Origin of the sequence: Glaciecola sp. XM2 (genome assembly GCF_018595715.1) — a bacterium.
Taxonomy (GTDB): domain Bacteria; phylum Pseudomonadota; class Gammaproteobacteria; order Enterobacterales; family Alteromonadaceae; genus Glaciecola.
In genome coordinates, this window is sequence record NZ_JAHEOJ010000014.1 from 47,145 (window position 1) to 72,051 (window position 24,907).

A 24,907-nucleotide genomic window follows, 5' to 3' on the forward strand; every position below is an offset into this window, starting at 1 on the left:
TATTAGATTTTGGTATGAAGTGTATTAAATATACGAAAATTAGCGTTGCAGTATCATTTATTTACTAAATAGACGCGCATAAAAAAGGCTCACAGTGGGTGAGCCTTAAAACGAGCAACACGGGAGGGTATTAAAATACGGTTACCACCTTGCATGCATTGGTTGCACCAATGGTTTCCATTTGGTCCCCATAGGTTAAGATAAACTGATCGCCAATTTCTAATACGCCATTGTCTTTAAGCGCATTCATCACATCTTTGGTCATTTCACCGGGGGCACTTTTTGTTGAATCAAAAAATATTGGCGTTACACCTCTATATAAAGCCATTGTGTTGAGCGTTTTAACATGGCGCGATAATCCATAAATAGGAAGAGATGATGTAATACGCGACATCAGTTTAGGATTAGTGCCACTTTCGGTTAAGCCAACAATTGCTTTAATACTCGATAGGTGGTTTGCTGCATAAACGGCGGCCATAGCTATTGTTTCGCCTATATCGCCAAAGTCTTCATCAACGCGATGTTTGGATATTTTGACACTTGGGTGCGTTTCTGCGCCTTCGCACACTCTGGCCATTGCCATGACCGTTTCAACGGGATATTCCCCGGCGGCTGTCTCTGCCGATAGCATCACCGCGTCCGTGCCGTCTAACACCGCATTTGCAACGTCCATAACCTCTGCGCGAGTGGGCATGGGACTTTCAATCATCGACTCCATCATTTGGGTTGCGGTAATGACCACTCTGTTTAGTTGACGGGAGCGCGCAATCAACTGCTTTTGTACACCCACAAGTTCCGCGTCACCAATCTCAACACCGAGGTCACCACGGGCGACCATAACCGCGTCTGAGGCAAGAATAATATCGTCAATAGCCTCGTCTGATGCGACGGTCTCGGCACGTTCGACTTTTGCACATATTTTGGCATAACAACCTGCCTCTACAGCAAGTTTTCTTGCGTAATGGAGGTCTTCTCCTGATCTTGGGAAGCTTACGGCCAGGTAATCGACTTCCATAGCCGCGGCAGTGACAATATCCTCTTTATCTTTTGCAGTAAGAGCTTCTGCAGAGAGACCGCCGCCCAAGCGATTAATGCCTTTATTATTGGAAAGCTTACCTGCTACGGTAACCTTCGTATGTACTTTACGTCCAGATACAGAAACGACCTTAAGTTGAATTCTGCCGTCATCGAGTAACAAAATATCATCGGGTCTAACATCATCAGGTAGTGCTTTGTAGTCGATGCCCACCTGAGTCTCATCACCGTCGAATTTTCCTAACTCAGCGTCGAGCACAAAATCTTGATCATGTTTGAGTATTACACTGTCGTTTTTAAATCGTGAAACACGTATCTTAGGACCCTGCAGATCGCCTAAAATGGCAACGTACTTATTCAGCTTTTTGGCTGCAGCACGCACTCGCTGTGCTCTGTCAATATGATCTTGAGCCTGCCCATGGGAAAAATTCATGCGTACAACGTTTGCGCCCGCCTTGATAATGGCTTCAATCATTTCGCTAGTATCAGTAGCTGGACCAAGCGTTGCGAGTATTTTTGTTCTGCGTGACATATAAAATGTACCTTAAGAGTTTTCTGGACGATTAAAACGAGAGCCGCGAAGCGTGTCTTTGACCCGTTTTAGATTTTCACGAAACTTGTTGCCGCGGCGCAGCGTAAAACCGGTCGCAAGTACATCAATTAACGTGAGCTGTGCGATTCGTGATGCCATCGGCATATATAAATCAGTATCTTCTGGTACCGATAGCGTCAAGACGTAGTTACATGCTTTGGATAATGGGCTATCTGGGCTAGTAATGCCTACTACTGTTGCGTCATTTTCGCGAGCAATATTTGCAACCTCCACTAAGCTTTTCGTGCGGCCTGTGTGAGATATGCAAATAACGACATCTCCTTCTGTGCTATTCATACAGCTCATTCTTTGCATCAGAATGTCTTCAAAATGTACTACTGGTACATTGAATCGAAAGAATTTATTCACTGCATCGTGAGCTACCGAAGCAGAGGCGCCTAAGCCGAAAAACGATATTTTGCGTGCTTGAGTTAATAAATCCACTACACGATTGACCATGGCGACATCTACTGACTGTCTGGCAACCTCAAGCGATGCCATCGTCGATTCGAAGATTTTGTTGGTGTATTCAGCCGGGCTATCAAACTCATCCACATGACGATTCACGTAGGGAGTGCCGTTGGCTAAACTTTGCGCTAAATGCAATTTGAAATCGGGGTAGCCTTTTGTATCTAAGCGCCGACAAAACCGATTGACCGTGGGTTCGCTGACATTAGACATCTTGGCCAAAGAGGCTATGCTTGAATGTATTGCAACTTGAGGATTCGCGAGGATAACCTCAGCGACTTTTTTTTCTGACTTGCTAAACTCAAGCATGTCCTGTGATATTTTTTCGAGAATATTCATAGGTATAGGCCACTTTATTATGTAGAACGCTTGGCAACTTGTAACAATATTACTACTAAAACTTTAAAATGTCATATTTGTTGTAACTTTTTGACAAAACTAATGCGATAGATAAATCTAAGCAGACCGTCTATTTGCTACTTTCGTTATTCATAATTATGCCAAGAGCGACTGAATTATATGCATTTTTATCAATTTTGAAGCGTTTTATATCATTGTGGTTTGTAGTGGATAAAAGAGTGCTCAGTTTTGTTTGCCTAAAATTTGCTATTTCGTTTGTAATTTTATTACATTTATTGTTTACTATGCACATTCTATCCATGTAATTTTAAGCGCATTCTGAGGCACACTATGGTATCTGAGTTAAAAAACGAACCGATTGACTTCGTTTTGTTTGGCACGAAAGGCGATTTGGCACGACGCAAATTGCTACCCTCGCTATATCAACTCGAAAAGGCGCAGTTACTTCATGAAGGCACGACGATTGTCGGTGTCGCTCGTCAAGCGCATACGCAACAAGAATACATCGAGGTAGTCAAAGAAAATATCATTGCCTTTTCTGGCGAAGAAGTCTGCGAGCAAACATGGGGTAAGTTTGTTGAGCGTTTAGATTATGTGCAAATTGATATCACCGATACGCAATCATATTCAGAGTTAAGCGAACACACTGATTCCTCGCGCACAATGGTCTGTTACTTCGCGACGGCTCCTTCGTTGTTTGGTGATATTTGTAAGGGCATGGCCAACGCGAAGATGATTGACGAAAGCGTGCGCGTGGTGCTTGAGAAGCCTATTGGACATGATTTAGCGACCTCTAAAGTTATCAACGACCAAGTTGCGCAATACTTCAAAGAGCGCCAAATTTATCGCATTGACCATTACCTGGGCAAAGAAACCGTGTTGAACCTGATCGCGCTGCGCTTTGCCAACAGTATATTTGCCACCAATTGGGACCACAACTGCATTGATCATGTGCAAATCAGTGTCGCTGAGTCGGTGGGAATAGAAGGGCGTTGGGGATATTTTGATACCGCAGGTCAAATGCGTGACATGGTGCAAAACCATCTTCTGCAAATTTTATCGTTGGTTGCCATGGAACCACCTACAACCTTAGACGCCGATAGCATTCGAGATGAAAAGCTCAAAGTCCTCAAAGCGCTTCGACCTATTAATGTCTCAAATATCAACGAAAAAACGGTACGCGGTCAATATGGAGCCGGGTTTGTATCTGGTAAAGAGGTCCCTGGGTATCTTGAAGAAGAAGACGCGAACCAGAAAAGCCGCACCGAAACCTTTGTTGCATTAAAAGTTGAAATTGACAACTGGCGATGGGCGGGTGTTCCTTTTTACCTAAGAACGGGGAAACGCTTACCCGCTAAAGTCAGTGAAATCGTTATATATTTTAAACGCCAACCACATAATCTATTTCAAGATAGCTTTATTCAACTGCCGCCAAATAAGCTAGTAATTAGATTGCAGCCTGAAGAAGGTGTTGAAGTAACGGTGATGAATAAAGTACCGGGGTTAACCAGCACTGGCGCGATGGATTTGCAAAAATCAAAGCTCGATTTGAGCTTTTCAGAAGAATTTGCCGACCAACGCATTGCTGACGCGTATGAAAAGCTATTGCTAGAGGTCATGGTAGGCAACCAAGCGCTTTTTGTCAGACGAGATGAAGTAGAGCAGGCATGGACATGGGTAGACTCAATTATTGAGGCTTGGGGCAAATGCAGTGAAGGACCTGAGCAATATCAAGCGGGTACATGGGGGCCTGTCTCCTCTATTGGCCTTTTAGCGAAAGAGAGCCGCGCTTGGTATGAAAGTAAAATTGTCAAAAAGAAGAAATAGTCATGAGCATTGTTTTAGATGAGTATGCAAACTCAGATGCGTTAGTCAGCGCATTTAGCCATAAACTTGCCAGCATTTTAAAGCAGAGCATCAGTCAAAAAGGCTCAGCAAGCATCGCGGTGAGCGGCGGCTCTACGCCAAAACCTTTGTTTCAGGCGCTTTCACAAATTAGCTTGCCGTGGAATAAGGTGTATATCACATTGGCGGATGACCGGTGGGTAGACGCGACTCACGAAGCGAGTAATGAAAAGTTAGTCAAAGAAAACCTCATGATAAACGAAGCGAGCGCAGCGAATTTCGTGTCACTTGTCACAGACGATGGTGATGCAAAAAATGCCGAGAGCACTATTGCCAAGCGCATACAAAGCATCGACTTTCCCCTTGATATCGTTATTTTGGGTATGGGCGAAGATGGTCACACAGCATCGCTTTTCCCTTGCAGTGAGCAAATTCAAGAGGGATTAAACTTACAAAGAAAGCTTCCAGTGATTGCAACGCAACCGACGAGTGCGCCTCATCAGCGAATGTCGTTGAGTTTAGCTTCAATTGTGGCGAGCCCACATATATTTTTGCATATCACGGGCGACAAAAAGCGTGCTGTATTAGAAACCGCACTTGCTAATCATTCAGCAATTGAAAAGCCAATCAAAGCGGTATGTGACAACAGCACCGTAAATTTAGTTTGGGCACCATAGGTAATAAATAAAATGAATTCAGTTATTCAAGAAGTCACCGAGCGCATTGTTGAGCGCAGTAAAGAAACCCGCGCACACTACTTAAATAAAATAGACAAGGCACGACGCCAAGGGCCGCATAGGGGCGCTTTATCTTGCGGGAACTTAGCACACGGTTTTGCGGCATGTGGTAAAGAAGATAAAGCTGATTTACGCAGTATGACTAAGGCAAACATTGCCATTGTTTCTTCCTATAACGATATGCTAAGTGCGCATCAACCTTATGAAACCTATCCACAAGCTTTGAAAAAGGCCATTAGCGAAGTGGGCAGCGTTGCGCAATTTGCAGGTGGTGTGCCGGCGATGTGTGACGGTGTAACCCAGGGTAATCCGGGTATGGAACTAAGCTTGATGAGCCGCGATAACATTGCGATGGGAGCGGCCATTGGTTTGTCCCATAACATGTTTGATGGCGCTTTAATGCTTGGGATTTGTGACAAAATTGTCCCAGGGTTGTTGTTAGGCAGCTTAAGCTTTGGCCATTTGCCTACCATTTTCGTGCCAGCGGGTCCAATGCCATCTGGCTTACCGAATAAAGAAAAGGCTCGTGTCAGACAAGCGTTCGCAGAGGGCAAAGCTGATCGTGAAGCCTTATTAGAGGCTGAATCACAATCTTATCACTCTGCAGGTACGTGCACCTTTTACGGCACCGCCAACAGTAACCAACTAGTGGTGGAAATGATGGGGCTGCATTTACCAGGTTCATCGTTTGTGAACCCTGGCACAGAATTACGCGATGCCCTGACCGCAGCGGCTGGAAGACAGGTCACGCGTTTAACTGATCTTGGGGATAATTACACGCCAATTGGTCATGTAGTCGATGCTAAGGCCATGGTAAACGGCCTAGTAGGCTTACTTGCCACCGGTGGCTCTACTAATCACACTATGCACCTTGTGGCAGTTGCCCGTGCTGCTGGCTTTATTGTGAACTGGGATGACTTCTCAGATATTTCGAGCGTTACGCCGCTTATCACGCGTATCTATCCCAATGGTTCTGCCGATATCAATCATTTTACTGCCGCTGGCGGCATGTCATTATTGTTTAAGCAATTATTAGACAAAGGCTTAATTCATAACGACGTGACAACGATTTGTGGCAAAGGTCTTGAGGCTTATACAAAAGAACCGAAGCTGAAAGACGGCGAGTTAGTGTGGGAAGATGGTGCAGCTGAGTCATTCGATAAAGCGGTATTTGCGGATATTAATGAGCCATTTAAACCTGATGGCGGCTTGTCGGTACTGCATGGCAATTTAGGGCGAGCGGTCATTAAAACCTCAGCTCTGCGAGAGCCAAAATGCCATATCAAGGCACCTGCAGTGGTATTTGAAGATCAATATGCGCTTGATGAAGCCTTTCAATCAGGTGAGCTCAATAAAGATTGTGTCGTAGTTGTGCGTTTTCAAGGGCCTTCCGCCATTGGTATGCCTGAACTGCATCGTCTTACGCCGCCTCTAGGTGTGTTACAAGACCGTGGTTATAAAGTTGCATTAGTCACCGACGGACGCATGTCAGGTGCCTCGGGCAAAGTACCGGCTGCTATTCATCTTACCCCTGAAGCGTACAAAGGCGGATTGATTGGGAAGGTTCAAACCGGCGACATCGTTGAGATTGACACGGAATCAAACGCAATTACGCTGCATGTGTCAAAAGATGAGCTAGCTTCAAGAGCGCAAGCAAACATTAACTTGAGCGAAAGTCACCATGGTATGGGGCGTGAGCTTTTTGCGGGTATGCGTTCAACGCTTACTGGCGCTGAAGAAGGGGCGTGCTCTTTGTTCGTTGAGCAAGCCTCAGAGATGCCAGCGTGAGTGTAGTGGGCAGTAAATTTGTTGCGGATGTTGGTGGTACTAACATCCGTCTTGCTTTGGTTGAAAACGGTCGTATTTCGTTAATCAAAAAATATCTATGCAACGATTTTGAGCATATTGATGATGCCATTTTGCAGTTTCAAACAGATATTGATCGCCATGATTTTACTGCAGGTTGCATCGGCATTGCCTGTCCGGTAAATGGTGATGCAGTGAAGATGACCAATCATACTTGGGAGTTTTCTACCGCTGAGCTTAAAAAGCATTTAGGCCTTGAGCATCTATATGTGATTAACGACTTTACCGCAGTCGCTCATTCTTTACCGACGTTAAATCATAACCAAGTAATACAAATAGGTGGGGGCAGTGCCCGTGAAAAAGGCAATATTGCCGTATTCGGACCAGGTACCGGGCTTGGTGTAGAGCATCTTACATGGACACCCGATGGCTGGCATACGCTCGATGGGGAGGGTGGTCATGTGGATTTTGCGCCGACTGAAGATGACGATTTGATTATCTGGCGATACCTAATAAAGCGCGACGGCAGAGCATCGGCAGAAGAGGTAATGTCTGGCCGCGGGATTGTGAATATGTACCGTGCCTTTTGTGAAGATAAAGGGATACAGGCAAAGCTGCTCAAGCCATCTGAAGTTACCACCGCAGGCATTAATAACACCGACCCAATTGCCCGTAAAACCATTGACCAATACTGTAAAATTATGGGGAGTTTTGCCAGTAATCTTGCTCTGAATTTGTGCACAACAGGTGGGATTTTTATTGGCGGAGGTGTTACCAGTAAACTCCAAGAGCATTTTTTACAGAGTAAGTTTAGAGAAAAATTCGAGGCCAAAGGGGAATTTTCCCATTATGTTAAACGCATACCCACCTACCTTATTAACGAACCAGATCACGGTTTGGTAGGCGCATTGGCTTATTTGTTACAACAAACACAGAGAATGCAAGATGATGAATAATTGGACACTAACGTCAGCGGACATTTTTAGCCAAGGTCCAGTAGTACCCGTACTTGTGATAGAGAAGGTTGAAGATGCGCTGCCCATTGCAGAGGCACTCATCAAAGGTGGCATCAATGTGCTAGAGGTCACCTTAAGAACTGCCGCAGCCATGGACGTGATTGCCACCATCGCAAAGCATCTTCCAGAAGCTTATATTGGCGCTGGAACAGTGACAAACCGCGAACAGCTGAAGGCTGTTACCGATGCAGGCGCTAAGTTTGCAATCAGCCCAGGTTTAACCGCTGATTTGTTAGATGCGGGAATGAAAGGCAGCATTCCTTTGATACCTGGCATTTCAAATATTTCTGATCTGATGAAGGCGAACGATGCTGGTTACGACCATCTTAAATTCTTTCCAGCTGAAGCTGCAGGAGGCGTGAAAGCACTTAAGTCTATTGGCGGCCCGTTCCCAAATACGGTATTTTGTCCAACGGGCGGTATTAGTCCTAGCAACTATTTAGAGTATTTAGCCTTACCTAATGTGAAATGTGTTGGTGGCTCTTGGCTTGCGCCTAATGACGTGATTGAAGAAAAACGTTGGAGTAGTATTACTGAGCTAGCGAGCAAAGCGGTAGCCCAAGCCGCGTTATAGCATTAGCGAAATCGCTGGGTTAACACTTGCTGTTGTCCAGCCTTCAATTCAATCTGGGGCTCAGTTACTGCCTCAATACACAGCATGTGCATATAATCCTCGTCGTCCATATCTTTTAACGCAGCTGTTTTATCAATCCATGGGTTCCATACAACGGTGCCATTATGTCCATGTTGCTCGATGTGCACCAAGGGCGCTTGGTCAGCCTCAAGTGAGATTATTTGCGGATCATTTGAGGGGTATTCGTGCACTCTATCGGTTTCGCTAGTAATGCAATAGGGCACTGGACTTAGATTATTTTGGCTGTCGTCTATCTTGTTAAAATAACTCGTATCCACGCCTTTAATTTGGACCTTGTGGATATCGCCTATGGCGAAATAAGTATGAATGGCTTGAGATAGATTAGCACTGTGCTCACCTTGATTTGTGGTGGTGAGGCGTAATTCACATGTTTCGCCTATGCTGATTTGTAATACAACATCTAGCGTCTCTGGCGTATTTAATAATCCCAGTTGCTTGGGACGAAAGCGACAAACGGTTTGTTTTACCGTATCGCGACTGACAATCTCATTTGCCTCAATCAGATCCCAAGTCTGCGTGCGCACAAAGCCGTGGGCCGGTAAGCGTTTATCTTGTTTGTTTGGCCCAAACCAAGGCCAACAAATAGGTGCGCCCCCGCGAATTGCCTTATTTTGGTCAAATACTGCCTGAGCACTTACCCATAGTCGTTCACGATTATCATGGCTAGGACAATATGATAGCAGTTGCGCGCCATGCAAAGAGATTAGAGCGCTAGCCGCAGCATTTTGAATAGCAATGCAGGGGCCTTTTTCTGCGCATACGTAGGTTGCACTCGCAGCATTTTCAAGTATGTTTTGGAAAGAAGCGGTTGGGCGGGGCACGTTTGGCTTCAAAATAGCTCACCTAATCAAGCGTCACCCGCCATGCTTTTAGTTTTTGTTGATGTGAGTGACTAAGTCTAAGACTCGGTTAGCATAACCCATTTCATTGTCATACCATGCTACTAATTTCACAAAAGTGTCGGTTAAGGCGATACCGGCGGTAGCGTCAAATACAGATGAGCGAGTATCGCTAACAAAGTCTTGTGACACGACCGCATCTTCTGTGTAACCTAGAATACCCGCCATGTCGCCCAGCGATGCTTGTTTAATGACTTCACATATTTGTGCATAAGTCGCTGGTTTCTCGAGGTTGACGGTTAAGTCGACCACAGAGACATCGGCTGTCGGTACTCGAAGGGCCATACCCGTTAGCTTACCGGCCAACTCAGGTATAACGCGCCCAACGGCTTTTGCTGCACCAGTAGACGATGGAATAATATTTTGCAGTGCTCCGCGGCCACCACGCCAGTCTTTGTGAGAAGGGCCGTCAACGGTTTTTTGCGTTGCCGTTGTCGCGTGCACCGTTGTCATGAGGCCGTCTTTAATACCAAAGTTGTCATTCAGTACTTTGGCAAGAGGAGCGAGGCAGTTCGTGGTGCAAGACGCGTTTGATACAATGGTTTGCCCAGCATACTCATTATGATTAACACCCATCACAAACATAGGTGTATGGTCTTTCGATGGTGCTGATAGTACGACCTTTTTTGCTCCAGCTTGAATGTGTTTTGCAGCGGTTTCTTCGGTTAAGAATAAGCCTGTTGACTCTACCACCACATCAGCCGAAACCGCGTCCCAAGCTAGGTTTTCAGGTGCTCGCTCGCTTGTGACTCTGATGGATTTTCCGTTTACTACCAGTTGTCCGTTAACCACTTCAACGGTTCCGTCAAAGATGCCGTGCGTTGAGTCATACTTAAACATATATGCAATGTAATCAACATCTAGCAAGTCGTTGATGGCGACTACATTTATATCAGAACGCTCTGCTGCCGCTCTTAATACTAAGCGGCCAATGCGCCCAAACCCGTTGATACCAAGATTAATTGCCATGTTTAAGACCTTTTAAATTGTATTAAGTGTAATTTACTTACGTAATTAGCAGTAATATAAACATATTTAGCCAATATAGTCCACTTTATGTTGTTAAATTACAAAATATTCAAAATGTTTAATGTTTACATTATTGAAGTCGCTAGCACTGACGGTAACCGTGCGTTGCGGTCAATTCTTAGCATGGCTTATTGATATGTTAGAAGAGGATTTTTCGTATGACTTTACAGCGTCTTATTAATGTTACGAATGATAGGTAGCGCCCTGTGAGCGATATCTTTTGTGATGTATAAGGTTTCGGGTGTGGTTTTTTGACGTTCATAACTTGTTTATCCTCGATTGGGAAATTGCGCGATGTCGTCTTTGAATTACTTGGGTTAAGTATTAGACTAAGTCTTATTCAAACACCTATGCGGAACAAAACATGAGTGACCCTTACAAAGACAAATTGAGCCGTGAAGAGTATCGCGTGACTCGTATGGCCGGCACCGAGCGACCCTTTACCGGGGAGTATTTAAATAATAAAGCGAGTGGAAATTACTTGTGTAAGTGCTGTGGTGCAAAGCTTTTTGAGTCGGGTGCAAAATACGACTCTGGTTGCGGGTGGCCTTCTTTTTATGAGCAAAGTGACGAAGCGAATGTGGTGTACAGAGAAGACAATAGCCTTGGCATGTCTCGTATTGAGATTCTCTGTAAGGCATGTGATGCTCACCTAGGACATGTATTTGACGATGGCCCTGATATTACGGGCAAGCGCTATTGCGTAAACTCGCTATCGTTATCGTTTGTTGACCGTGAAGGTTAATGCTGCACTATTGTGTTTGGTGCCTCAGACTTGTTAGTGCTGGTTTGAAAAAGAAATGCTCCTGTTTAATGGCATAAACAGTGTTTATGTGAAGTATGCAGTGAAAGTTTGTTTCATAAAGTCGTGTTGATTTTGTGAACATGGAGAAGTCACTGCCTTTTTCGTCGCAAAATCACCTACCAAGATACCTGTTTGATGTTTTTTTACGGATATTTGCACTGAATTATCGACTTACGTTTAAAAATTGAAAGTAATTACCAATTTGGCAATTTGCCTCCCTTTGCATAGAATGCGCGCTTCTAATTCGTCTTTTCCATTTTTTATTCAAGGTCTAGGTAAATGAATCAGCAGTTTGAACAAGAGTTACAAAGCAGTTTTCAGGAGCGCCAGGAATTCGCCGAGCGCATGTTGCCTATTATTGGTAGCCTGTATCGCAACCATTCGGTTGAAATTACCGTTTACGGTCGTACGTTGTTAAATGCAAGCACCATTGATGTGATTAAGGCGCACCGCACTGTTCGCTTGTTTGAAGGGGTAAAACTTCGCCTTCGCGAGAGTTGGCCAATCCTTGAAGCGATAAGCAAAATGCAGTTGCCTCCTTGTGAAATCGATATCGGCAAACTGGCTTTTAATTTTCATTTTGGTAAGGCGAAAGACGAAAGCGATTTAGATGCGTATCTTCAACAAGCGCTTGCTAGCGTGGTTAATCAAAAAGATGATCAGGCGCCTCGCGATGTTGTGTTATATGGTTTTGGTCGCATCGGTCGTTTATTAGCGCGTTTATTGATTGAGCGCCAAGGCAAAAATAACAAACTCCGATTGCGCGCGATTGTTGTGCGTGGCGGCAAAGATGGTGATCTTGAAAAGCGTGCCAGTTTACTCAGAAGGGATTCGGTGCACGGGCGTTTCAATGGCAGTATTACTGTGGACAATGAACGCAAAGCGATCAAAGCAAACGGTAGCTTTATTCAAGTCATTTATGCAAATCATCCAAGCGAAGTGGATTACACCTCTTACGGTATCAACGACGCTATTGTGGTCGATAATACTGGTATGTGGCGAGATGAAGAAGGTCTAGGTCAGCATCTCAAAGCCAAAGGCGCTGCGAAAGTGCTTTTAACCGCTCCAGGTAAAGGCAACATTAAGAATATCGTGCATGGTGTTAATCATGGGGATGTGCTTGATGAAGACACCATCTTGTCGGCAGCCAGCTGTACTACAAATGCTATCACTCCGGTCTTAAAGGCTTTGGATGAAGAGTATGGCATTGAAAATGGCCATGTGGAAACGGTACATTCATTTACCAACGATCAAAACTTAATTGATAACTACCACAAAGCAGACCGTCGTGGACGAGCCGCGTCACTTAACATGGTGATCACCGAAACAGGTGCGGCAAAAGCAGTTGCTAAGGCCTACCCGATACTTGAAGGCAAGCTGACGGGCAACGCAATACGCGTACCAACGCCAAACGTTTCGATGGCCATCCTCAACTTAAACATGAAAAAGAATCTAGACAAGACTTCTTTGAATGAGTTTTTGCAGCGAGCTTCATTGTTTTCTGATTTACAACACCAAATCGATTTTACTTCTTCAAAAGAGATAGTGTCTACCGACTTGGTTGGCGCAAGAGCCGCTGCGGTAGTCGATTCTCAGGCAACGATTGTGGCTGATAACCGCGCAACATTATATTTGTGGTATGACAATGAGTTTGGCTATAGCTGTCAGGTTATGCGAGTAGTTCGGGATATGGCTGGTGTATCTATCCCTAGTTTGCCGAACTAAATGGTAGAATAAATCACAAGTTACTCACAAACTGGGTTTATCAAAAAGAGCTAGCGTTATGCTGGCTTTTTTATTGGCTGTATATTGAGTGTGAGAACATCGAAAGTTGAATAAAAAGGCGCCAGCGAAGTGCTTGGCGCATATGTCAGTGGTTACGATTAATCTTCAGACTGAAAAATGTCTTCAATTTTCAGTTCAAATAACTTCGCAGCTTTAAATGCAAGCGTTAGGCTTGGATCGTATTTGCCTTTCTCAATGGCAATGATGGTCTGTCTTGAAACATTCAGAGCATCAGCTAAATCTGCTTGTGTCCAATCTCTTTCTGCTCGCAGCACTTTAAAACGATTTTTCATCCATACTTCCTTGTACCTAACACCATACCTATCATGTAAGTAATGCCCATCACAAACAAAATACTTGAGGGATTAGGGGTAATTGACACGAGTTTGATACTCTCGAGTAAGCCAAACATCGCGCCAGCAACCATGCTCACGCCAAGCGATAAGGCCATTGCTTCTAAGTGAATGCGTTGTTGTAGTTCATCCAAATCCTGCAAATGCTGTTTATTTGCCATGATCATTTTATAGCCCATCACTAAATTGGTGATCACCGTGCATATAGTAATAACGCTGTGATAGTCCCATAGAAACTTTGGACCAAAGGCAGCGGTCGCTAAACTCAGCATCCATAAGCCTGTCCATAATGCGAGGGATTTGGTGTTTCTGTTTTGTTTGGTTTTTATGCTCTGTTCGTTCGTATCGACTGTATTCATAATGTTACCTGCTGAGGCCATCTACGCTGATGGCGTTGGGAAATCGGCTTGTTAATATCACTTGTCATAAAGTTAAGCTTGCTTTACGTTTTGTTAGATTAGCTCTCACAATATGCAAAGTCAAGTAAGCTTTACATAAAGTTATTAAAACATAACATTTTTACAATTGGAGTATTGCATTGCTTTTTTGATGAGCCCAGCCTTAACAGGCCTAGCAGGCGTTTTGCTGTAATAAAACTGTCACGTAATTGTCATAAAAAGTTTCTCAGCCTGCACTTATATTTGCCGATACTTTTGTTATTAAAGATGAGAATGCACTGTTCTCGCCCAGATATAGTCTCGGAGAAATAATGATTGGATTACTATCTAAAAGTATTCGCCTGCAGGTGTTGGCGATTCTGATAGCCGGTGTGGGTGTCTTGATTACGGTGTTTGTGATTGGCATTCAGGGAAAAAACCAAATTATTGGCAGCTACCAATCGCTTTTAAATGATGAGTTGTCTACGTTAGAGACCATCAGCAATCTGAATATCGATTTTAAAACTCAGGTGCAAGAGTGGAAAAATACGTTGTTGCGCGGGCATGACCCAGAACAACTTGAAAAATACTGGCAGCGCTTTATCGAGCATTCCATAGACATACCGCAACGTGTTGATAATGTGTTGGCAGAGACCACAGACCCGGAGCTTACAGAGCTTCTAACGCGTTTCCAGTCGGTATATCCGGGCATGATTGCGTCGTACAAAGATGGTTATGAGTATTTTATTAGCAGTGGTTATGATCACAAGGCTGCAGATACCTCAGTTCGAGGTATTGATCGTGAGCCAAGTAAGCTTTTGGTTGAGGCTGTAGCGCTCGTCGATGCGAAAACCAAAAGTGCTGGTCAACAGCTATTGGATGAAAGTGTTGTTAAGTCGCTCGTTTCAGCGATCCTCATTGTGCTATCGTCGCTAGCGACCTTGTTGTTTATTACCATCATGTTTGAAAAACGCATCATTAAGCCTATTCATAAAATAAACACGCTATCAAAACACTTAGCGTCGGGTGATTTTACCCATCCCATGTCGATTGATCGTGAAGATCAAATAGGTCAACTGAGCCAAAATGTGGAGTTAATACGCACCGATTTAGGCAAGCTTATTAACGAAATTTTGGTCAATATGGAACAGTTAGGTCGGTTTATTGGTGACACCTTCACGCAACTGCATACGATCAGTTCAGAAGTTGATGAGTCTCACGTTCGCTCATTGGCTTTACAAAAGTTTATTCAGCAGGTTAATGACAGCTCTTCTACGTTGCTTACGTCGGGTAATGAAAATGAAAATTTTATTGAGCAAACCGCAGCAAGTATGCAAGAAGAAATCAAACAGTATATTGAGAGCAAACAGCTGGTATCTGATGTCAGCGAAGCAATGAAGTTAAGCCAAGATAGAATGGATGACCTTAAAACTGAATCTGATTCAATCTCAAATATGCTTAACACTATTTTGAATATCGCAGAACAAACGAATTTACTCGCGTTAAATGCTGCCATTGAAGCGGCGCGAGCCGGTGAGTCGGGTAGGGGGTTTGCAGTAGTCGCTGATGAAGTCAGGCAGTTGGCGCAAAAGACGCAAGCATCTGCCGCTGAAATCACAAAAACCATCAAAAGACTCAATCAGAACACACAAGACACATCTAATAGCATAAGCTCTAGCATTGCTCTGACGTCCCAAACTACCGACAAATACTCTCAAATGATCGAGTTTATGCAGTCGACCAATCAAGTGTTAACGACCTTGGTAAGCAAGCAAACAGGAATAAGTGAGATGATTAACGAGCAGTATCAGTCATCACAGCAGGTCGTTAATGAGGTTGAAGAGGCGGTGCAACTTTCCGAGCAAACCAAGCACTCTAATCAAAAAATCACTGAAACAACGCAAATGGTAGAAAGTGTGATTGATGATATAAAGAGTGTTGCTAGCCGATTTAAGGTAGATGGGAGTCTTCGTGGTGATAGCTCCCAAAAAAATGATGATGTGGTGATGTTTTAAAGACCTTTTTGTTCATCACTCGCATTAGTCTGCTGAACATATTGATGAATATCGTATGCAGATGCGCAGCAAAAGCTTAAATTTGTTTATTCGCTGATTATGCGGCTTCTCGGTTGGCTTATCGTTATGATACACTTTAAGCGCAATCGACCCGAGGCCTAATATAATGATAATAAATAGCCAGTTTGATAGCGGTAACATTCACGTTATTCGTGCAGACCAGCCAAACGATATCCAGCTTTCCATAAATAAAGACAATCAGTCTGACTTTTATCAGTGGTTTCATTTTAAACTTCACGCAACACCATTTGTTGAGCATGTGCTTTATATCAATGATTTAGCTAAATCAGCATATCCAGATGGATGGCGCGGCTATAAAGCCGTTGCTTCCTACGATCGAGAGCAGTGGTTTAGAGTAGATACCGAATTTGATGGGGATACATTAAGAATCGATTTTACGCCTGAGTACGACAGTGTGTACTTCGCGTATTTTGCGCCTTATAGCTACGAAAGGCATCTCAACCTCATTGCCGATGCGCAAATGTCATTTGATTGTAGGCATGAGCTGTTAGGCACTACCCTTGACGGGCGTGAGCTAAACTTATTGATGATTGGTGAAGATGCTGATCATAAAAATAAAATTTGGGTGACCGCACGTCAGCATCCCGGTGAGACAATGGCACAGTGGTTAATTGAGGGCTTTCTTACTCGTTTACTCGATGAGGATGATGGTACCGCTAGAGCCTTGCTAGAGAATAATCAATTTTATGTGGTGCCAAACATGAACCCTGACGGCAGCGCGCGGGGCCATTTGCGCACCAATGCTGCGGGTATGAACTTAAACAGAGAGTGGGCTGAGCCTAGCTTAGAGAAAAGCCCTGAAGTGTTTCATGTACTCAAAAAAATGGAGCAAACCGGTGTTGACTTATTTTTAGATGTGCACGGCGATGAGGCACTACCTTATAATTTTGTTGCCGGAACCGAGGGTAATCCAAACTATGGCGAGCGTATCGCCAACCTTGAAGAAGCGTTTAAACAAAGTCTAATGGCGTGTACGCCAGAGTTTCAGGATACTCATGGATACCCTAAAGATGCGCCTGGCCAAGCAAATCTTACCATTGCTTGTAACGCGGTCGGGCACAAGTTTGATTGTTTATCCTACACATTAGAAATGCCGTTTAAAGATAATGCAGACTTGCCAGATGAGAGTTTTGGTTGGTCGCCTGCGCGTTGTCATCAGCTAGGTGAAGATTTATTAGTTGCTATCCGAGCCGTAAGCGTTAATCTTAGATAAAATAATAACAAAGGAAATACACACGTGGATGCTTTACTCGATTTTTTCAATATGCTCGACGGTTATCTTGGGGGGGCTAAGTGGTTCCCATTTGTGCTGTTAGGTGTAGGTGCTTTTTTTACCATTTACTTAAAATTCCCGCAAATACGTTTTTTCAAACATGCTTGGAAAGTAGTGACAGGCAAGTTTGACAAGGGTGATGAGCCGGGCGATACCACTCACTTTCAAAGTTTAACAACGGCACTTTCCGGCACCGTGGGTACCGGTAATATCAGTGGCGTAGCATTCGCTATCTTTTTAGGTGGTCCTGCAGCACTGTTTTGGATGTGGGCAACCGCATTCCTAGGTATGACAACGAAGTTTGTGGAAGTCACGCTTTCGCATAAATACCGTGTCAAAACCGACGATGGCACCATGGCTGGCGGCCCTATGTATTACATGGACCGTGGTTTAAACATGAAATGGTTGGCGGTTGCGTTTGCAGTAGCTACCGTGATTAGCTCGTTTGGCACGGGTAACTTGCCTCAGAGTAATGGTATTGCGACGAGTATTGAGTCCACCTTTGGCTTTTCACCTGTTTATGTAGGTGGTGCGCTAGCCATTTTGCTAGGCCTAGTTATTATTGGCGGCATTAAGCGAATTGCCGCGGTGACCTCAAAAATAGTGCCGTTTATGGCCTTGGTTTATATGATTGGCGCATTTGCGGTAATCTTTGCAAACTTTTCTAATATTGGTCCTGCTTTTGCGTCTGTGATAAGCGATGCATTTACTGGGTCTGCAGCCGCAGGTGGTTTCTTAGGGGCATCTTTAGCTTATGCCTTTAACCGTGGTGTGAATCGTGGGTTGTTTTCAAACGAAGCGGGTCAGGGATCTGCCCCTATCGCGCACGCCGCAGCAAAAACCAAAGAGCCGGTGTCTGAAGGGATGGTGTCTATTCTAGAGCCGTTTATTGACACTATTATCATCTGTACCGTGACCGGTCTTGTTATCTTATCGTCAGGTGTGTGGAATCAAAAACATGAAAATATCTTCGACCGCTCTGATATGCAATTTTTCGCGGGTGAGTATTCTGAAGCGAAAGAACAAGACGTTCGAGCGCTCTATCAATACCTCAATGATTATGATAACGCGAGTGTAGAGAAGTTTACGGGCGAAATACAAGTGGTAAATGGTGTCGCAATATCTGGTGGCTATACGCTTATCAACGCGCGCTCATTTGCTGAAGATGTAACTTACTCTATTGGCTCAGTGGATGACCCGTTTACCGGCACATTGAAAGTAGAAGATGGCGAGATAAGTCGTGCGAATATTATTGTGTCGGGTAAGTCACTGGTGCATTCAGCTAGTCTTACCGCGATTGCATTTACCAAGGGCTTTTTTGGTGAATGGGGCAAATACATTGTATCGGTCGGACTGCTGTTGTTTGCGTTCTCTACCGCCATTGCTTGGTCATATTATGGGGATCGCGCCATGACATATTTACTAGGGCCAGCGTCAGTTATGCCATACCGCGTGATTTATGTCGCCGGTTTCTTTTGGGCTGCCATTTCCGATACTACCTTGGTTTGGGCGTTATCGGCAGTAGCGATTGTTGTGATGACCTTACCTAACTTGTTTGGGATCATGATGCTGCGTAAAGAAATGAAACAGTCGATGAATGAATACTGGGAAAAAGTGAACAAATAGCACACCATATTCATATAAAATACGGGGTTGCTAAGACAAGCAACTCCGCAAGGTTAACCTAACATGGTTAACCTTTTTTGATTTAGCGTTAACCGTTTTAATGATAGAGAGGATTAGATGGCGATAACAAGTTGTCCTGCATGTTCTAAACCCATTTCAGATAAGGTGAAAACCTGCCCCCACTGTAATTTAGCGTTTGGTGATTCAAGCGCTGAAGATATTCAACGTAAATTAAGCCACCAGCGGTATCAGAAACTTCACCAGCTTCAAAATCAGTCGATGCTAGCGATCTTGATCTTTATAGTGGGTGCTTATTTTGTGTTCATGGGTGATTATGAAAACAATGAGAAAGGTATTTTGATGTATAATATTGCCCTTGGGGTAACCACATTGGGCTTTATTTGGTACGCGATAAATCGCGTGCGCATTACTTTAGCAAAAAGGAAGTAGACACGTGCAAGTTGATCAGTTAGTGGCGGCGATGACCCCGCAAATTTTTGAGAACCTTCGACAAGCGGTAGAAACCGGCAAATGGCCAGACGGTCAGCGTTTAACTGATGAGCAAAAGGAAAGTGCACTGCAAGCTGTGATGTTGTATCAAGCCAAAGTGTCTCAGTCAGAAGAGCATATGACGGTAGGTAAAGACGGAGAGATTGTGCAGAAAAGTCGTGCAGAGCTGCAGCAGGAAATGAAGCAAAAAAGCTCTAATCAAGTTCCTTTAGCGCGGTTTAAAAGCGATGATATTTGACCGTTTATTTAAAAAGCCTTACGAGAGTTCGGACGCCAGTAAAAGACAGGCGTCTGTCGCTGCTTTACAGCCCTCTAAGGACGCTGACAAACGCGCCTTGCACGAACTGGCGTTTAATGACGAAGATGCCGATGTTAGTTTGGCTGCGTTAGCGCGCTTAAACTCGTTTCCACTGTGGTTAAAAGCCTACGATACCCACTATCATCAAAAGGTAAAGGCACAAGCAAAAGAGATGGTAATGACCTTGATTGAGGACGAGCAAGCGGTAAGTGATAGCTTGTTTGTCGATGTCATCACGAAAGGTAAGCATGTCCCCATCGTTAGGGAATTGATTTTTGCTAGTAAGCGCCTTCAGTACAACGCAGTATTGTGCGCAGAAGCGCTTTTAGAATATGGCCAAGAAAACGACATTAGACGGTTTTATCAAGAGCTCGCTACTGATGCACAGAAACGCTTGTTCATCGAACATACTGACGACGAGAAACAGTTAAAGCGTTTTAAAAAATATGACAATAGCGTTGATATACAAAGTGCGCTGACAGAAAAGTTAAACCTTATAGAACAAGCCGCTAGCATGCCCCCTAAAATTATAGCTGCAGGTAAGTTGATAAATGCAAAGCTACTTGCCCTTGTTGAGCGTTTTGACTATGCCTACATCAATCAGCAAAAGCAGAGCTTAGTAGAGGAATTCGAGGCACTTAAAGCACAGTTTCATTATTTATCTGAAGATGATGGGTCACTTATTACTCAAAAGTATCTAGCTGTAAAAGAGAAAGTGGATAAACGCTTAGCGCATCTTGAGCCAGATTATCTTAAGCAAGTGCATCTTGATGGTGTCTCAGACGTTATTGACGACATTGAGAAACGTGCACATAGCATGGCGCAACAGGTTGACCTGCTCGCTGATTCAGGGGACGACGCGCAGTTAAACAGTCAAATTGAATTGCTCGACAACGCCATTGGAGATTTAAACCTAGAAGTCACGGAAATAGATAGTGCTCATATCAGCCGTGCCCATCAAGTTCAAATTACGCACATTCAAAACAAGCTACACGAAAAGGCGGCACAGCTTAAAGCGCTCCCCACATTTATTGCCAACAATGCCCTTGCAGAGCAGATTATTGCTAAGGCTCAAGCGCTACTCATGCCGCAAGACGATAAAAACACTGCAGATGGCCAGCCAATAGATGATTTTTCCTCTCTCAAAAAAGCGTTTTCAACCCTACAAAAACAAGGTATTAGTGCTGGTCGAAGTCAACAGTTCAAAGCCTTAGAGACGCAGTTTACTCAGCAAAAAAAAGCGCTGATTGAGCAAGCGCGGCGACAAGAGAAAAGATGCTTAGCCAAATTGGCCGTGTGTCAAAAAATGATTGAACAAGGCAAATTTAAATCAGCCATTGGTGTGTTTCGAACCGCGCAAGATATGTTTAATGAGATAGATAAACCATCTATAAGTATCAACAAACGCATGTCTGATATCCGTGAAAAGGTCGCAGAACTGCAAGACTGGCAGTCGTATATTGCTGGGCCTCGTAAACCTGAGTTAATAGGTATGGCTGAGGCGTTGATTGCAAATACAAACATCGATATCGGACAGCGCGCTGCATTGGTAAAACAATATCGCCAACAGTATCTGTCATTAGGTAAATTGCACACCGAAGAAGACGATGCATACAATACGCAGTTCGACGAAGCAATTGAGAAAGCGTTTGCGCCGTGTCGTGAGTTTTTTGCTCAGCAAGACAAAGTAAGAGACGAAAACTTGCGAAAAGGCCAGCAAGTGGTGGATGCACTAAAGGCGTTGGATAACCTAGACGACCCCATTGTCCTTAATAAGCAAATTCAATCCTTAAGCACCCAATATCGCTCGCTTAAAGCGTTTGACCGAGATGCAAAAAATAAGCTACATAAAGCCTATCTGTCAGCGCTAAAACCGCTGCAACAAAAGGTGGACGCCTTTTATGAAGACAATGCTCGCCAGAAACAAAATTTGGTCAAACGAGCAACTGCACTCCTAGATAATGAAAATTCGGTAGAGGCAAGTGAGCAAGCAAAAATGTTGCAACAAAGCTGGAAACAAATTGGTTTTGCTGGCAAGAAACAAGATAGCGTATTGTGGCAAGCATTTAGAGAAGCAAATGACAAAGTGTTTGCGCGGTTAAATGCCCAGCGAGACGCACAAAAGCAAGCCTCACACGAGCAAGTTCAACACTTAGAAAGTGCAATTAAAAGCATATTAACTAAGGTCAGTGATGCTCAGAATATGGGTGAAATGGCAGCCCTTGATGGTGACTTCGACACAGTGAAAAACGCTATGCAGGCGGTGGATAAGGCGTCTCAACGAGCGCTAACAAAACGTTTTTCGTCGGCACAAGCCATTTACGACAAAAAGCTTAAACACTTCGAACAAGCAAAAGAGCAGAGTAAATATGAAGACGTGTTTAACGTGCTAGGTGAATACCAGCAAACTATACCTCACGAGTCGGTAGAAGCATTGTCGGCGCCTTTTAAACAAGCGTTTCAACAAGCGTATAGAAGTCATCCGGTGTTGCAGTCTTTTACGAGAGAGCAAACCGCGTTAGCCGCCGACGTTTTATTTGCACAGAATGCTCTATTTGCTGAGTCAGCGCTCAAAAAAGAAGTTCAACTTGCCCTTATGGCCGCTAAACTTGAAGGGCAGAGCATGCCTAGTAAAGATGACATGCTCGCACACTGGATTGCGCAAGGTAGCTTGAGTGATGACGATGTGAAACAACTTGCTATCTTTAAAACGCTGTATATGAAGGGGTAAACGCTTGGCAGAAGCGACAAAGAAAAAGCATATCTATATCGCTTATACAGGCGGCACGATTGGTATGCAGACGTCAGATAAAGGGTTTGTGCCGGTGGCAGGCTATCTGACCAAGACCTTGGAAAACTTACCTGAGTTTCATCGTCCAGAAATGCCGCTGTTCACGGTGCATGAGTACGATACGCTTATTGATTCAAGTGATATGGTGCCGGCAGATTGGCAAACTATTGCTAAAGATATTCAAGATAATTACGCCGCATACGATGGTTTTATTATCCTTCACGGGACCGATACCATGGCATATACGGCATCTGCCCTATCGTTTATGTTCGAAAATTTGGCCAAGCCTGTGATTGTGACAGGCTCCCAAATACCATTGGCACAGCTTCGTTCAGATGGACAAGCAAACTTACTAAATGCGTTGTATATCGCCGCCAACTTTCCCATTCCAGAAGTTAGTTTGTTTTTCAACAATAGCTTATTTAGAGGGAATCGAGCCCGAAAGGTCAATGCCGATGGTTTTCAGGCCTTTGATTCACCAAACTTTCCTCGCTTATTAGACGCGGGAATCAACATTAAATCCCACGTCACCATTAGCAAGCTTCAAGATAATGTTGAGCCCCTTGTTGTGGCCACTATTCAAAGCCAAGCCGTAGGCATGTTGACGCTCTATCCAGGCATGCACACTGGCTTACTTAAAAATGTCTTACAACAACCGGTTAAGGCGCTTATTTTGTTGACCTATGGAGTAGGTAATGCGCCATCTGATCCCGCTCTTTTAGCGCAGCTGAAGTATGCAGCCGAACAACAAATATTGGTGATTAACTGCACTCAGTGCATGCGCGGCAAAGTGAATATGAGCGGGTATGCAAACGGCAAATTAGTGGAGCAAACGCAAACGCTATCTGGGCAAGATATGACGCCCGAAGCAACGCTTGCTAAGTTACATTATGTGCTGAGTCAGCCGAATTTGAGTTTTTCTCAACAACAAGCGCTTATGACGCAAAACCTTCGCGGTGAAATGACTCTCTAATTATCTAAATTGCCTAGATGCTTGCGAACAAGGGTTTTAATCATCAATCGCTTGTCGTACTATCGTTAGCACCTGTAGTACTTGTGCCTTGATGGCGCAATCTTCACGAGACTGACACACCATGGACCCCAAAGCTGTGCTTGAGAGCATTAATATTCTTGCGGTTGATGACATGGATGCTATTTTGGGCGTAATCAAAGGTTGTTTAAAAAACCTTGGCGCCCAAAAGGTCGATTTAGCCAGCAATGGCGAGGCCGCATGGAAGATTTTACAACAAAAAAATATTCACCTAATTGTGTGTGACTGGGATATGCCAAAAATGACTGGCTATGAGTTGCTGCTAAAAGTACGAAACTCCCCTGAGCATGCGCACATTCCGTTTTTATTGCTAACGGCTACCAATGACAAACAAAAGGTTTTACATGCCATCAAAGCAGGCGTAAATGAGTATGTGGCAAAGCCTTTTCAACCAAAAGAACTCGAGTATCGAATTGTCAAATTATTAGGTAGGATAAAGCTCAGTTGATGGACGATGCATAACGTAAACCGTTTACGACGTTCTTTTCGCAATCAATAAAACACATTTGGTAACAGATTCTATAAAACAAAAGGTTCTTTTTTGTTTAAAAGGTTGCTAGGTTAGCCAGATATACCTGAATTGCTAAAAGGGAATCATGCATGCTTAAGATCAGTCAAGTTTCAAAAACCTATGCCAACGGCGTCCATGCGCTCAAAGATGTCGACTTAAATATTTCCAAAGGACTATTCGGTCTTTTAGGGCCAAACGGTGCGGGCAAATCTAGCTTAATGCGCACTATTGCGACGCTCCAGCAACCTGATACCGGAAGCATTATGTTTGACGGCGTAGACGCGGTAAACCAACCCAATGAATTACGTAAGCGACTTGGGTATTTGCCGCAGGATTTTGGCGTGTATCCGAGAATAAGCGCATATGAATTACTAGACCATTTAGCCATTTTAAAAGGTTTGGAAAACAAAGCAGAACGCCGAGAAACGGTGGATGGGCTACTAGCGCATACTAATCTTTTTCAATTTAGAAAGCGCGCGGTGAGCGGTTTTTCAGGGGGCATGAGACAACGTTTTGGTATTGCACAAGCGTTACTAGGTGATCCCGATTTACTCATCGTCGATGAACCTACTGCGGGCCTAGATCCTGAAGAGCGTAACCGGTTTCATAATTTATTGGTTAGCCTTGGGCGAGACAAAGTAATTATCCTATCTACGCACATTGTTGATGATGTATCAGAGTTATGTGAAGACATGGCAGTATTGGGGCAAGGTCAAATTTTGTTGCAAGGCAACCCCATTAGCGTCACAGAAAGTCTTCAGGGAAAAATTTGGCGTAAAACCGTTCAGGCACATGAAGTCGAAGAGATTTCTAGTGATTTAGATGTGTTATCGACACGCCTGTTTGCTGGTCGAACAGTACTGCATGTAATAGCAGATAGTCAGCCTGAAGGTTTTGAAAGTGCTCCTGCGAGTCTGGAAGATGTCTACTTCTCTACCTTAGCAGAAGCTCGTTCTGTTGAACAAAACAACGCTGCTTAGGAGGCCATC

The 24,907-nt window shown here is 44.1% G+C and carries 22 protein-coding genes; 16 read left to right on the forward strand and 6 right to left on the reverse strand.

Annotated elements, in window-relative coordinates:
- Window positions 1-130: 130 nt before the first annotated feature.
- Window positions 131-1,567: a pyruvate kinase gene (pyk, locus tag KJ365_RS00670; protein WP_214449695.1), complete on the reverse strand. Its 1,437-nt coding sequence runs from the start codon at window positions 1,565-1,567 to the stop codon at window positions 131-133.
- 12 nt (window positions 1,568-1,579) lie between these two features.
- The gene (locus KJ365_RS00675) at window positions 1,580-2,434 is read right to left on the reverse strand and encodes a MurR/RpiR family transcriptional regulator (RefSeq protein WP_214449696.1); all 855 of its coding nucleotides are present in this window, start codon (window positions 2,432-2,434) and stop codon (window positions 1,580-1,582) included.
- A 351-nt stretch (window positions 2,435-2,785) separates the two neighbouring features.
- On the opposite strand from KJ365_RS00675, the gene zwf reads away from it, so the two are divergent.
- The 5 genes from zwf to KJ365_RS00700 are packed head-to-tail and all read left to right on the forward strand — an operon-like array spanning window position 2,786 to window position 8,433.
- Window positions 2,786-4,282, forward strand: a complete 1,497-nt coding sequence (gene zwf / locus KJ365_RS00680) for a glucose-6-phosphate dehydrogenase (RefSeq protein ID WP_214449697.1) — start codon at window positions 2,786-2,788, stop codon at window positions 4,280-4,282.
- 2 nt (window positions 4,283-4,284) lie between these two features.
- Window positions 4,285-4,977, forward strand: a complete 693-nt coding sequence (gene pgl, locus KJ365_RS00685) for a 6-phosphogluconolactonase (RefSeq protein ID WP_214449698.1) — start codon at window positions 4,285-4,287, stop codon at window positions 4,975-4,977.
- Between the two features lie 12 nt (window positions 4,978-4,989).
- On the forward strand, window positions 4,990-6,825 hold the full coding sequence (edd, locus tag KJ365_RS00690) for a phosphogluconate dehydratase (protein ID WP_214449699.1): 1,836 nt from the start codon (window positions 4,990-4,992) through the stop codon (window positions 6,823-6,825).
- A gap of 5 nt (window positions 6,826-6,830) precedes the next feature.
- A complete protein-coding gene (gene glk / locus KJ365_RS00695) occupies window positions 6,831-7,799 on the forward strand; it encodes a glucokinase (protein WP_214450080.1) in 969 nt (322 codons plus the stop codon).
- Window positions 7,789-8,433 carry a bifunctional 4-hydroxy-2-oxoglutarate aldolase/2-dehydro-3-deoxy-phosphogluconate aldolase gene (locus KJ365_RS00700; protein ID WP_284731241.1) on the forward strand — a complete coding sequence of 215 codons (645 nt, stop codon included), beginning with the start codon at window positions 7,789-7,791 and terminating at the stop codon, window positions 8,431-8,433. The genes glk and KJ365_RS00700 overlap by 11 nt, the downstream gene beginning before the upstream one ends.
- 2 nt (window positions 8,434-8,435) lie before the next feature.
- On the opposite strand, the gene KJ365_RS00705 is transcribed toward KJ365_RS00700, so the two are convergent.
- A complete protein-coding gene (locus KJ365_RS00705) occupies window positions 8,436-9,347 on the reverse strand; it encodes a D-hexose-6-phosphate mutarotase (RefSeq protein WP_214449700.1) in 912 nt (303 codons plus the stop codon).
- A 36-nt stretch (window positions 9,348-9,383) separates the two neighbouring features.
- The gene (gap, locus tag KJ365_RS00710; RefSeq protein ID WP_214449701.1) at window positions 9,384-10,382 is read right to left on the reverse strand and encodes a type I glyceraldehyde-3-phosphate dehydrogenase; all 999 of its coding nucleotides are present in this window, start codon (window positions 10,380-10,382) and stop codon (window positions 9,384-9,386) included.
- Between the two features lie 424 nt (window positions 10,383-10,806).
- On the opposite strand from gap, the gene msrB reads away from it, so the two are divergent.
- On the forward strand, window positions 10,807-11,187 hold the full coding sequence (gene msrB, locus KJ365_RS00715; RefSeq protein WP_214449702.1) for a peptide-methionine (R)-S-oxide reductase MsrB: 381 nt from the start codon (window positions 10,807-10,809) through the stop codon (window positions 11,185-11,187).
- 339 nt (window positions 11,188-11,526) lie between these two features.
- Entirely contained in the window at window positions 11,527-12,972 is a 1,446-nt protein-coding gene (locus tag KJ365_RS00720) for a glyceraldehyde-3-phosphate dehydrogenase (RefSeq protein ID WP_214449703.1), read from the forward strand.
- 158 nt (window positions 12,973-13,130) lie between these two features.
- On the opposite strand, the gene KJ365_RS00725 is transcribed toward KJ365_RS00720, so the two are convergent.
- Window positions 13,131-13,325: a helix-turn-helix transcriptional regulator gene (locus tag KJ365_RS00725; RefSeq protein ID WP_214449704.1), complete on the reverse strand. Its 195-nt coding sequence runs from the start codon at window positions 13,323-13,325 to the stop codon at window positions 13,131-13,133.
- Window positions 13,322-13,744, reverse strand: a complete 423-nt coding sequence (locus KJ365_RS00730; protein ID WP_214449705.1) for a hypothetical protein — start codon at window positions 13,742-13,744, stop codon at window positions 13,322-13,324. Before KJ365_RS00730 ends, KJ365_RS00725 begins: the two co-directional genes overlap by 4 nt.
- Window positions 13,745-14,094: 350 nt before the next feature.
- Between KJ365_RS00730 and KJ365_RS00735 the strand changes: the two genes are divergently transcribed.
- The 9 genes from KJ365_RS00735 (at window position 14,095) to KJ365_RS00775 (ending at window position 24,898) form a co-directional block, all read left to right on the forward strand.
- Window positions 14,095-15,777 carry a methyl-accepting chemotaxis protein gene (locus tag KJ365_RS00735; RefSeq protein WP_214449706.1) on the forward strand — a complete coding sequence of 561 codons (1,683 nt, stop codon included), beginning with the start codon at window positions 14,095-14,097 and terminating at the stop codon, window positions 15,775-15,777.
- Window positions 15,778-15,943: 166 nt separating this feature from the next.
- Window positions 15,944-17,071, forward strand: coding sequence for a M14 family metallopeptidase (locus KJ365_RS00740; protein ID WP_214449707.1), 1,128 nt, complete (start codon window positions 15,944-15,946; stop codon window positions 17,069-17,071).
- Between the two features lie 51 nt (window positions 17,072-17,122).
- Window positions 17,123-18,757 (forward strand): alanine/glycine:cation symporter family protein, encoded by a 1,635-nt coding sequence (locus KJ365_RS00745; RefSeq protein WP_214450082.1) that lies wholly within the window; start codon window positions 17,123-17,125, stop codon window positions 18,755-18,757.
- Window positions 18,758-18,874: 117 nt separating this feature from the next.
- A complete protein-coding gene (locus tag KJ365_RS00750) occupies window positions 18,875-19,207 on the forward strand; it encodes a zinc ribbon domain-containing protein (protein WP_214449708.1) in 333 nt (110 codons plus the stop codon).
- Between the two features lie 4 nt (window positions 19,208-19,211).
- Window positions 19,212-19,505, forward strand: coding sequence for a YeaC family protein (locus KJ365_RS00755; RefSeq protein ID WP_214449709.1), 294 nt, complete (start codon window positions 19,212-19,214; stop codon window positions 19,503-19,505).
- The gene (locus tag KJ365_RS00760) at window positions 19,495-22,296 is read left to right on the forward strand and encodes a DUF349 domain-containing protein (protein WP_214449710.1); all 2,802 of its coding nucleotides are present in this window, start codon (window positions 19,495-19,497) and stop codon (window positions 22,294-22,296) included. Before KJ365_RS00755 ends, KJ365_RS00760 begins: the two co-directional genes overlap by 11 nt.
- A 64-nt stretch (window positions 22,297-22,360) precedes the next feature.
- Window positions 22,361-23,329 carry an asparaginase gene (gene ansA, locus KJ365_RS00765; protein WP_214450083.1) on the forward strand — a complete coding sequence of 323 codons (969 nt, stop codon included), beginning with the start codon at window positions 22,361-22,363 and terminating at the stop codon, window positions 23,327-23,329.
- A 121-nt stretch (window positions 23,330-23,450) separates the two neighbouring features.
- Window positions 23,451-23,855 carry a response regulator gene (locus tag KJ365_RS00770; RefSeq protein ID WP_214449711.1) on the forward strand — a complete coding sequence of 135 codons (405 nt, stop codon included), beginning with the start codon at window positions 23,451-23,453 and terminating at the stop codon, window positions 23,853-23,855.
- A 152-nt stretch (window positions 23,856-24,007) separates the two neighbouring features.
- Window positions 24,008-24,898 carry an ABC transporter ATP-binding protein gene (locus KJ365_RS00775; protein WP_214449712.1) on the forward strand — a complete coding sequence of 297 codons (891 nt, stop codon included), beginning with the start codon at window positions 24,008-24,010 and terminating at the stop codon, window positions 24,896-24,898.
- The last annotated feature ends 9 nt before the right edge of the window (window positions 24,899-24,907 follow it).

What these genes read in the sequence shown, in the direction of transcription:
- pyk (WP_214449695.1), bottom strand. Translation starts at nt 1,567, where the DNA reads ATGTCACGCAGAACAAAAATACTCGCAACGCTTGGTCCAGCTACTGAT.
- KJ365_RS00675 (WP_214449696.1), bottom strand. Translation starts at nt 2,434, where the DNA reads ATGAATATTCTCGAAAAAATATCACAGGACATGCTTGAGTTTAGCAAG.
- zwf (WP_214449697.1), top strand. Translation starts at nt 2,786, where the DNA reads ATGGTATCTGAGTTAAAAAACGAACCGATTGACTTCGTTTTGTTTGGC.
- pgl (WP_214449698.1), top strand. Translation starts at nt 4,285, where the DNA reads ATGAGCATTGTTTTAGATGAGTATGCAAACTCAGATGCGTTAGTCAGC.
- edd (WP_214449699.1), top strand. Translation starts at nt 4,990, where the DNA reads ATGAATTCAGTTATTCAAGAAGTCACCGAGCGCATTGTTGAGCGCAGT.
- KJ365_RS00700 (WP_284731241.1), top strand. Translation starts at nt 7,789, where the DNA reads ATGATGAATAATTGGACACTAACGTCAGCGGACATTTTTAGCCAAGGT.
- gap (WP_214449701.1), bottom strand. Translation starts at nt 10,382, where the DNA reads ATGGCAATTAATCTTGGTATCAACGGGTTTGGGCGCATTGGCCGCTTA.
- msrB (WP_214449702.1), top strand. Translation starts at nt 10,807, where the DNA reads ATGAGTGACCCTTACAAAGACAAATTGAGCCGTGAAGAGTATCGCGTG.
- KJ365_RS00720 (WP_214449703.1), top strand. Translation starts at nt 11,527, where the DNA reads ATGAATCAGCAGTTTGAACAAGAGTTACAAAGCAGTTTTCAGGAGCGC.
- KJ365_RS00725 (WP_214449704.1), bottom strand. Translation starts at nt 13,325, where the DNA reads ATGAAAAATCGTTTTAAAGTGCTGCGAGCAGAAAGAGATTGGACACAA.
- KJ365_RS00730 (WP_214449705.1), bottom strand. Translation starts at nt 13,744, where the DNA reads ATGAATACAGTCGATACGAACGAACAGAGCATAAAAACCAAACAAAAC.
- KJ365_RS00735 (WP_214449706.1), top strand. Translation starts at nt 14,095, where the DNA reads ATGATTGGATTACTATCTAAAAGTATTCGCCTGCAGGTGTTGGCGATT.
- KJ365_RS00740 (WP_214449707.1), top strand. Translation starts at nt 15,944, where the DNA reads ATGATAATAAATAGCCAGTTTGATAGCGGTAACATTCACGTTATTCGT.
- KJ365_RS00745 (WP_214450082.1), top strand. Translation starts at nt 17,123, where the DNA reads ATGCTCGACGGTTATCTTGGGGGGGCTAAGTGGTTCCCATTTGTGCTG.
- KJ365_RS00750 (WP_214449708.1), top strand. Translation starts at nt 18,875, where the DNA reads ATGGCGATAACAAGTTGTCCTGCATGTTCTAAACCCATTTCAGATAAG.
- KJ365_RS00760 (WP_214449710.1), top strand. Translation starts at nt 19,495, where the DNA reads ATGATATTTGACCGTTTATTTAAAAAGCCTTACGAGAGTTCGGACGCC.
- ansA (WP_214450083.1), top strand. Translation starts at nt 22,361, where the DNA reads ATGCAGACGTCAGATAAAGGGTTTGTGCCGGTGGCAGGCTATCTGACC.
- KJ365_RS00770 (WP_214449711.1), top strand. Translation starts at nt 23,451, where the DNA reads ATGGACCCCAAAGCTGTGCTTGAGAGCATTAATATTCTTGCGGTTGAT.
- KJ365_RS00775 (WP_214449712.1), top strand. Translation starts at nt 24,008, where the DNA reads ATGCTTAAGATCAGTCAAGTTTCAAAAACCTATGCCAACGGCGTCCAT.